The sequence below is a fragment of the Microvirga sp. P4_A5 genome, from assembly GCF_056402495.1.
Genome location: NZ_JBFUHH010000007.1, coordinates 81,157 through 90,712, shown reverse-complemented (window position 1 = coordinate 90,712; position 9,556 = coordinate 81,157). Strand labels below are relative to the sequence as shown.

The 9,556-nt window shown below is 63.7% G+C and carries 6 protein-coding genes and 1 pseudogene; all 7 read left to right on the top strand.

Annotated features, from left to right (window positions below):
- Positions 1 to 218: pseudogene (locus AC1DVM_RS04300) on the top strand (cell division protein FtsQ/DivIB); the annotation flags it as partial.
- A complete protein-coding gene (gene ftsA / locus AC1DVM_RS04295) occupies positions 215 to 1,537 on the top strand; it encodes a cell division protein FtsA (RefSeq protein WP_477252314.1) in 1,323 nt (440 codons plus the stop codon). The pseudogene AC1DVM_RS04300 and the gene ftsA, both read left to right, overlap by 4 nt.
- A gap of 104 nt (positions 1,538 to 1,641) precedes the next feature.
- Positions 1,642 to 3,345 (top strand): cell division protein FtsZ, encoded by a 1,704-nt coding sequence (gene ftsZ, locus AC1DVM_RS04290; RefSeq protein ID WP_477252313.1) that lies wholly within the window; start codon positions 1,642 to 1,644, stop codon positions 3,343 to 3,345.
- Positions 3,346 to 3,605: 260 nt separating this feature from the next.
- Positions 3,606 to 4,553, top strand: a complete 948-nt coding sequence (lpxC, locus tag AC1DVM_RS04285; protein ID WP_477252318.1) for a UDP-3-O-acyl-N-acetylglucosamine deacetylase — start codon at positions 3,606 to 3,608, stop codon at positions 4,551 to 4,553.
- A 189-nt stretch (positions 4,554 to 4,742) separates the two neighbouring features.
- The gene (locus tag AC1DVM_RS04280) at positions 4,743 to 5,639 is read left to right on the top strand and encodes an outer membrane protein assembly factor BamD (RefSeq protein WP_477252311.1); all 897 of its coding nucleotides are present in this window, start codon (positions 4,743 to 4,745) and stop codon (positions 5,637 to 5,639) included.
- Positions 5,640 to 5,651: 12 nt separating this feature from the next.
- Complete coding sequence (gene recN, locus AC1DVM_RS04275; protein ID WP_477252309.1) at positions 5,652 to 7,325, top strand: DNA repair protein RecN; 1,674 nt, start codon at positions 5,652 to 5,654, stop codon at positions 7,323 to 7,325.
- A gap of 66 nt (positions 7,326 to 7,391) precedes the next feature.
- Entirely contained in the window at positions 7,392 to 9,548 is a 2,157-nt protein-coding gene (ligA, locus tag AC1DVM_RS04270) for an NAD-dependent DNA ligase LigA (RefSeq protein ID WP_477252308.1), read from the top strand.
- Positions 9,549 to 9,556 lie beyond the last annotated feature (8 nt).

Genomic DNA, 9,556 nt, shown 5'->3' with positions numbered 1-9,556 from the left:
ACGGTATGGACGTGCGCCTGCCGGAGCAGGGCGCCGCCGATGCGGTGGCCCGGCTCATCAAACTCGAACGCGAACAGAAGATTCTGGAAAAGGACGTGCTGGCAGTCGATCTGCGCATGCCGGACCGGGTCGTCGTTCGTCTCACGGAAGAAGCGGCGTCGGCGCGTGCCGATGYGCTCAAACAGAAAAAAATGCGCGGCAAGGGGGTCGACACATGAGTCTCTCAGGTCAGGGCCTGACACCGCGCCTGAAGCCGCTCTCCGCGCGCAAGAGCGCCATCCTGTCGGTCCTCGATATCGGGACCAGCAAGGTGGTCTGCGTTGTCGCGGAACTGAAGCCGGCCGACGAGATCGAATCGCTCCGGGGCCGCACCCATGTGGCGCGTATTCTGGGCATCGGACATCAGCGTTCCGCGGGCTTGAAGGGCGGCGTGATCGTCGATCTGGAAGCAGCCGAAGGCGCGATCCGGCAGGCCGTTCACGCGGCCGAGCGGATGGCCAAGGTCGAGATCCAGTCGGTCATCGTCAACCTCACGGGCGGTCGTCTGAGCTCGGAACATTTCGACGCGCATGTGAATGTCCGCGGAGCGGTCGGCGAGAGCGACGTGCACCGCGTGCTGGACACGGCAAGCAGCCAGGACCTTCGTCAGGGGCGGGCGGTGCTGCATGCGCTCCCCACCGGTTTCTCGCTCGACGCGCAAAATCATATCGTCGATCCCGCGGGCATGATCGGCGAACGCCTCGGGGTCGATCTTCACGTCGTTTCGTCCGAGGCCGCGGCCGCGCGCAACCTGATGCTGGCCGTCGAGCGCTGCCATCTCGGCATCGAGGCCGTGATCGCAACGCCTTACGCGGCAGGCCTGTCGGCGCTTGTCGATGACGAAGCCGATATGGGCTGCGCGGTTGTCGACATGGGCGGCGGCACCACCAGCGTCGGCATCTTCGCCAACGGGCATCTGGTGCACACCGACGCCATCGCGGTGGGCGGCCATCACGTGACGATGGACATTGCTCGCGGTCTGACCACACGCGTGTCCGCGGCCGAACGGCTCAAGACGCTCTACGGTTCCGCCATCGCGTCGAGCGCGGACGACCGCGACATGATCGCGGTCCCGCAGGTCGACGAGGACGAACGGGACGTTCCGAACCATCTGCCGAAATCGCATCTGGTCCGCATCATCAGGCCGCGCGTCGAGGAAGTTCTTGAACTTGTTCGCGACCGTTTGAAGAACGCGGGTTTCGCGGCACAGGCCGGACGACGTGTCGTTCTGACGGGAGGCGCGAGTCAGCTCGTCGGATTGCCCGAAACGGCGCGGCGCATTCTGCAGGGACAGGTTCGTGTCGGGCGTCCGCTCGGCATCAAGGGTTTGCCCGAAGCGGCGAAGGGCCCCGCATTCACTGCGGTGGTCGGCCTCCTGGTTTATCCGCAGGTGGCGCATATCGAGTATTTCGAGCCGCGCTCCAGCGGCTTGTTCCAGGGTACGGGAACCGACGGCTACATCTCTCGGGTGGGCCGCTGGATTCGCGAGAGTTTCTAAGAGAGTAGGGCGATGGTGCGGCGGCCATCGTCTCAGAGTTGAAGTCACCAAGGGAAGCGTCGGCCAAACGCTAACGTTACAAAGGCCAAAAGAGGCAACAGGTCATGGCAATCAATCTGCAAGCTCCGGACATCCGGGAACTCAAGCCCCACATCACCGTCTTCGGCGTCGGCGGCGCCGGCGGAAACGCCGTCAACAACATGATCGAATCCGGTCTGTTCGGCGTCGAGTTCGTGGTCGCGAATACGGACGCACAGGCTTTGACGTCGTCAAAGGCTGAACGCATCATCCAGATGGGTCTGCAGGTGACCGAAGGTCTCGGCGCAGGCTCCCAGCCGGAAGTCGGCCGCGCGGCCGCCGAGGAGGTGCTGGACGAAATCCGCGATCAGCTGTCCGGTTCGCACATGGTGTTCATCACCGCCGGTATGGGCGGCGGCACCGGCACCGGTGCTGCTCCCGTCATCGCCCGGGCAGCGCGCGAACTCGGCATCCTTACCGTCGGCGTGGTGACGAAGCCCTTCCAGTTCGAGGGCGTGCGCCGGATGCGTCTGGCCGAATCCGGCATCAACGAGTTGCAGCAATCGGTCGACACGCTGATCGTCATTCCGAATCAGAACCTCTTCCGCGTCGCCACCGAGAAAACAACCTTCGCGGATGCCTTCGCGATGGCTGACCAGGTGCTCTATTCCGGTGTTGCTTGCATCACCGACCTGATGGTCAAGGAAGGTCTCATCAACCTCGACTTCGCCGACGTCCGCTCCGTCATGCGCGGCATGGGCAAGGCCATGATGGGAACGGGCGAGGCCTCCGGTGAAAATCGCGCCATCCGCGCTGCCGAAGCTGCCATCGCCAACCCGCTTCTCGACGACGTGTCGATGAAGGGCGCGCGCGGCTTGCTGATCTCGATCACGGGCGGCAACGACCTGACCCTCTACGAACTCGACGAAGCCGCTACGCGGATCCGCGAAGAGGTCGACCAGGATGCCAACATCATCCTCGGCGCCACCTTCGACGAAAGCCTCGAAGGCATCATCCGGGTATCGGTTGTGGCCACGGGAATCGATCAGGCGCTGATCGCCGAGGGCGTCGACCTGTCCTCGACCGAACAGCGGATCTCGGAAGTCGCCGAACGTCTTCGCGCCGAGGCCCGTGCCCGCGTCGCGCAGACCCAGGCCGTCCCGACCTTTCGTGCGGCCCCCGCTGCACCTGAGCCCGTGAAGGCCATCGAGGCTGCTCCCGCTCCGATGCCGGCACCGGTCTATGCTCCCCTTGCCAGCGCCATGGAGCCCGCGCCGCAGCCCGTCGTTCGCGACGATGTGGTCCTGACTCCCGCGCAGCCGAAACAGGCGATGGTCTACGAGGCGCCTGCGATGCCCGAGCAGCATTATCACGAAGAGACTATGGCTCAGGGCGCCTTCATCCCGCCCCAGGCCGAGCGGGCGATGCGTCCGGCGCGGATGCCGCGGATCGACGAATTGCCGATCCCGGCGCAGAACCAGATCCGCGCCAGCCGCGGAGAACCCGCGCACGAACCCAAGCCGATGTCGCTGTTGCAGCGCCTCGCGACGGTCGGGTTCGGACGCAAGGACGAGGGCCACCCGGAACCGGCGCCGCAGCGTCAGCCGGAGGCTCCGCGCCAACAGATGTCCCCGGTTCATGCGGAATACGCCAAGCGCCCGACGCAGCCGCAGGGCTATCGTCCTGCCCAGGGCCATCTTGACCCGCAGGGAAGAATGGCTCCGGCGCCGCGGAACACGGAAGACGACCAGCTCGAGATTCCGGCCTTCCTGCGCCGGCAGGCGAACTGACCGAATACGACGTAACGGCACTTCAGCCCCCAGCCCTGACCCGGCCGGGGGGCTTTTTTATGAAATCTTAAGAATTTCAATAGTTTACGAAGTGTTCATTTTGTTACAGACGGTAACCAAGCGTGATTTGGCCTTGCCCATTGCGGGCCCTATGTTGCCCTCCAGTCTAAGAGGCGGATTCGACCCTGAAACCCCCGGAAACAAAGAGAAACAGCGAACGCTAACAGTCTCCCCGGCTGATGCGTTCGAGGTCCCAAATGATGAAGCAAAGCCAGCAAACCACTCTCCGCGCAGCCGTCGCCCTTACGGGTGTCGGCGTCCATTCCGGAGATGAGGTGAGGATCGTTCTTCACCCTGCTGAAGCGAATCATGGCATCGTTTTCCTTCGGACTGGCCTTGCCAGCGGCCGCGATCGTCTCATCGACGCGAAGCACCTGACAGTCACGGCTACCGAATTGTGTACGGTCATCGGCGACCGCGAATCCGGTGCCGTCGCCACCATCGAACACCTGATGGCGGCTTTCGCCGGCCTTGGGGTGGATAACGTTCTGGTTGAGATCGACGGCCCCGAAGTGCCGATTCTGGATGGCAGCTCGGCTCCTTTCATCGCCGCCATCGACGAGGTCGGGCTGGCGCTGCAGGGCTCTTCCCGTCGCTATCTCAAGGTCCTCAAGCCGGTCCGCGTGACGAACGGCAAGGCCTTCGCGGAATTGACCCCGAACGACCGCGCATTCCGTCTCGAGGTCGAGATTGATTTTCCGACCCCGGTCATCGGTCGCCAGAGCAAGGCGATCGATCTGTCGCCGACGACCTTCCGCCGGGATATCTCCCGCGCCCGCACCTTCGGTTTCATGCGTGACGTCGAGAAGCTCTGGAATGCGGGTTTCGCGCTCGGCGCTTCCCTCGACAACACCGTGGCGATCGGCGATGTCGGGGTCATGAATCCCGAAGGCCTGCGTTATGCGGATGAATTCGTCCGTCACAAGGTTCTGGACGCTGTCGGCGATCTTTCGCTGGCGGGCCTTCCGCTTCTTGGAACCTACCGCTCCTTCTGCGGCGGCCATCGTATGAACTTCTCGGTTCTCGAGGCCCTCTTCTCCAACCGCGCCAATTACGCCATCGTCGATGCGGGCGCGCGCCGCGAGACGGGCTATGCGGAAATCGGCAACAACATCGCGGTTCCGGCTTACGCTCCGGAAGTTCTCTGATTTTCCATCCTGATTTTCCCATCCCATTTCCGGCAGGCGGGTCTCGCAACCTCTCGGAATGTTGCCCTATTCCCGTCACACGGATAGGTAAAGGCAACGCGATGGGGTTGGCTCTTTCCGCAAGCTTAGGGTAAAGAGCCTTCTAGAGCACCGTTACATTTGTGCGCGTTTTTCGGAGGGCCGCGAGGCATGTCGTTCGCGAAGGCTTATTTGGGCTTGAGAAGCGCGGGAGTTCGCGCGCTCGTTATCGCGGCCTGCGGGGTGACCCTCGCCGGGTGCGACACCCTGTCGTCGCTCAATCCCTTCGACAAGGGCGAGGTCTACAAGCCGGAAATCGTCTCGGACGTTCCGGGCGAGACCTTGTACAATGACGGCCTCGCGCRCATCCAGAAGCAGGATTACGAAGGGGCCGCCAAGAAGTTCAGCACCCTCGAAAAGCAGAACCCCTATTCCGAATGGTCGCGCAAGGCGCTGATCATGGAGGCCTACGCCAATTACGAGGGCGGGCTTTACGAGGAATCGATCACCGCGTCGAAGCGCTATCTGCAACAGCATCCGAGCACGCCGGATGCGGCTTATGCCCAATACCTGATGGCGTCCTCCTATTACGACCAGATCCCGGACATCACCCGTGATCAGGAGAAGTCGGAACGCGCGATCCAGGCCTTGCAGGACCTGGTGCAGCGCTATCCGCAATCCGAATATGTCGCCGACGCCAAGAAGAAGATCCAGGTCGCGAGCGATCAGCTTGCCGGCAAGGAAGTCGAAGTCGGCCGCTTCTATCTTCAGAAGCGCAATTATTCGGGGGCCATCAACCGGTTCCGTACCGTCGTGTCGCGTTACCAGACGACCCGCCATGTGGAAGAGGCTCTCGAGCGTCTGACGGAGGCCTATATGGCCATGGGCATCGTCAACGAGGCGCAGACGGCAGCCGCCGTCCTCGGCCACAACTTCCCCGACAGTCCTTGGTACAAGGACGCCCATGCTCTGCTGACCAAGGGTGGCGTCGAGCCGCGCGAGGATTCTGGTTCCYGGATCAGCAAGGCATTCCGCGGCGTCCCCCAGGTCGGCCAGAAAACGGGCTAAGCCTTACCCTCCATGCTGATCCAGCTTGCGATTCGCGACATCGTCCTCATCGACAAGCTCGAGCTGCATTTCCATGGGGGTCTGTCCGTCCTCACGGGCGAGACGGGCGCGGGAAAATCGATCCTGCTCGATGCTTTCGCGCTGGCGCTTGGCGGTCGGGGCGATGGAAGCCTCGTTCGGCACGGGGAAGCGCAGGGCCAGATTACGGCCGTGTTCGATTGTCCTGCCGATCACCCGGCTCGTCTCATTGCGGCCGAGGCCGATATCGACATCGACGGTGACCTGATCCTGCGTCGCGTTCAGGTTGCGGACGGACGCACACGGGCCTTCGTCAACGACCAGCCGGTCAGCGTGCAAGTGCTTCGGGCGATCGGCTCGACGTTGGTGGAAATCCACGGCCAGCACGACGATCGCGCGCTGGTGGATTCCGTCACCCATCGCGCGATCCTTGACGCCTTCGGTGGGCTTTTGCCGGAAGTCCAGGCCGTGCAAGAAGCGGCCCGACGGGTACGCGAGGCGCGCGACGCGTTGCAGGACCATCGCAACCGGATCGAAAAAGCCCGCAAGGAAACCGACTTCCTTCGCCATGCCGCGGACGAGCTCGGCAAGCTCGCTCCGAAGGCGGGCGAAGAGGAGAAGCTCGCCACGCGCCGCACGGTGATGATGCAATCCGAGAAGGTCGCGCAGGATCTCAGCGAGGCGTTCGACGCGGTGGCGGGTCCATCCTCGCCGGTCCCGGTTCTCTCAGCGGCAATGCGCAAGCTCGAGCGCCGGGCCGCGCAAGCGCCCGCCCTCGTCGATCCGAGCGTCAAGGCGCTGGATGCCGCGCTGCTTGCCATCGACGAGGCTCGCACCGCTCTGCACGACGCCCTGCGCGCTGCCGAGTTCGATCCGCGGGAGCTGGAGCAGGTCGAGGAGCGCCTCTTTGCGCTCCGCGCTGCCGCCCGAAAATACGACGTGCCGGCGGACGGGCTTGCGGATCTGCGCCTTCGATTTGTGGACGATCTCGCCGCCATCGACGCGGGCGAAGAGAAGCTTGGGGCGCTGGAAAAGGCCGCGGCGGAGGCCGACAAGGCCTATGTTGCGGCGGCAAGAAAGCTTTCGGCTGGCCGGCGCAAGGCGGCCGACGCCCTCGACCGCGCAGTCCAGGGGGAACTTCCCCCGCTGAAGCTGGAACGGGCGCGCTTCATCACTGAAATTCAGACCGACGAGACCAACCGGGACGCGGGCGGGTTCGACCGCGTCGAATTCTGGGCCCAGACCAATCCGGGGACGCGGGCCGGACCCCTGATGAAGGTCGCGTCGGGCGGCGAGTTGTCCCGCTTCATGCTGGCCCTCAAGGTCGTGCTGGCGGACAGGGGTTCGGCCCCGACGCTCGTCTTCGACGAAATCGACACCGGTGTCGGCGGAGCGGTCGCGGACGCGATCGGCCACCGCCTAGCGCGCCTCGCCGGCAAGGTCCAGGTCATGGCCGTCACTCATGCGCCCCAGGTCGCGGCACGTGCCCTGAGCCACTTCCTCATCGCCAAGGAGGGTGTGAGGGGCTCCGACCGGGTTGCGACCCGCGTCGTGCCGCTGGAATCCTCTCCGCGTCGGGAGGAGATCGCCCGCATGCTCGCTGGCGCGACGATCACAGAGGAAGCCCGCGCGGCGGCCGCACGTCTGCTCGAAGCAGCCACGACCTGACGATCTGCGCTGGCCTGTCCCGTCAGGCGCGCTATGTTTCGATCACCTCGTTTTTTCGATTCGAACATGCCCGACAAGAAACCGCCAACCCCCAAAGCAGCAGACCAGCCGGCATTCGCCGCCGCGCGCGCCGAGCATGAGGCGTTGGCGCGCGAGATCGCGCAGCATGACCAGCGTTACTACGAGCAGGACTCGCCGACGATTTCGGACGCGGCCTACGATGACCTCCGTCGCCGCTACGAAGAGATCGAGGAAGCGTTTCCCGAGCTGAAATCGGCTGACAGCCTCACGCAGAAGGTTGGCGCGAAACCCTCCGAGAAGTTCGGCAAGGTCCAGCACCGCATCCCGATGCTGTCGCTCGCCAACGCCTTCGCGGACGAAGAAGTGGCCGAGTTCGTGGAGCGGATCCGGCGCTTCCTGCAGATCAAGGCCGGTGAGCCTGTCATCTTCACCGCGGAGCCGAAGATCGACGGGTTGTCACTGAGCCTGCGCTACGAAGAGGGCCTGCTCGTCAGCGCGGCGACGCGGGGAGATGGCGCAATCGGCGAGGATGTGACCGCCAATGCCCGAACTGTCCGCGACATTCCCCAAAAACTTGGCGGCAAAGCTCTTCCGGATATCCTTGAAGTGCGTGGCGAAGTTTATCTGTCGCATTCGGACTTCGCTGCCATCAACGAACGCCAGGCGGCGGCGGGCAAGCAGATTTTTGCCAACCCGCGCAATGCGGCCGCCGGCAGCCTGCGCCAGCTCGATTCCCGCATCACGGCATCGCGCCCGCTCCACTTCTTTGCGTATGGCTGGGGTGAAATCAGCGCCATGCCGGCGACGACGCAATCGGGCATGCTGGATGCGTTCCGACGGTTTGGTTTCTCGGTCAATCCGCTGACGCGACGGTGTTCGAGCGTTGATGAATTGCTCGAACATTATCGCTCCATCGAAATCGATCGCGCCAATCTCGGCTACGATATCGACGGCGTCGTGTACAAGGTCGACGATCTCAATCTACAGTCCCGCCTGGGCTTCGTGTCGCGTTCTCCGCGCTGGGCGCTGGCGCACAAATTTCCCGCCCAGCAGGCAACGACAATTCTTGATGCCATTGAGATCAATGTGGGCCGCACTGGGTCATTGAACCCTCTTGCGCGCTTGCGGCCTGTCACGGTCGGTGGCGTCGTTGTGTCAAACGCAACCTTGCACAACGAGGATTATATCCGCGGCATTGGAGGGAACGGCGAGAAAATCCGAAACGGGGTCGATATACGCATCGGCGACACGGTCATCATCCAGCGTGCGGGCGATGTGATCCCCAAGGTCCTCGATGTGGTCCTGGAAAAGCGTCCGCATGACGCGAAGCCCTATCGGTTTCCAACGCATTGCCCGGCCTGCGGAAGCCATGCGGTGCGCGAGCAGAACCCCCGGACGGGCAAAGAGGATTCGGTGCGCCGCTGCACGGGCGGCCTCATCTGCCCTGCGCAGGCGCGGGAACGCCTCAAGCATTTCGTTTCGCGCAATGCCTTCGATATCGAAGGCCTGGGCGAGCAGCGCATCGAGGAATTGTACGCTGACGGAATCGTCACGCGCCCGCAGGATATCTTCACGCTTGAAGCCAGAAATGCGCGCAGCCTCCAGCGGCTCGAAAATCRGGAAGGGTGGGGCGCACTGAGCGTGAAGAACCTCTTTGCCGCCGTTGAGGCCCGCCGCGACATCGCCTTGCATCGTTTCATTTTCGCTCTCGGAATCCCGCATGTGGGCGATACGTCGGCGAAACTTCTGGCGCGGCATTTCGGGACCTTTGAATCCCTGCGCGAGGCCGCGCGCTCAGCCGCGGACCCGGAATCGGATGCGCACGCGGACCTGACATCCATCGGAGGGATCGGCGCCGTCGTGGCGGACGCCGTCGTTGAGTTCTTCAGGGAGAAGCACAACGAGGACATGCTGGACGCCCTGCTCGATCAGGTCCGCGTGCAGCCCGCCGAAGAAACCCGTTCGGATTCGCCCGTGGCGGGCAAGACCGTGGTCTTCACCGGTTCGCTCGAACAGATGACGCGCGAAGAGGCCAAGGCGATGGCAGAGCGGCTCGGCGCCAAAGTCGCCGGATCCGTATCGAAGAAAACCGACATCGTGGTGGCGGGGCCGGGGGCAGGATCCAAGCTGAACAAGGCCAAGGAATTCGACGTCCAGGTGATGGACGAGGATGGCTGGTTCGCCCTGGTCGGCAGAAACTGAGCGCGACG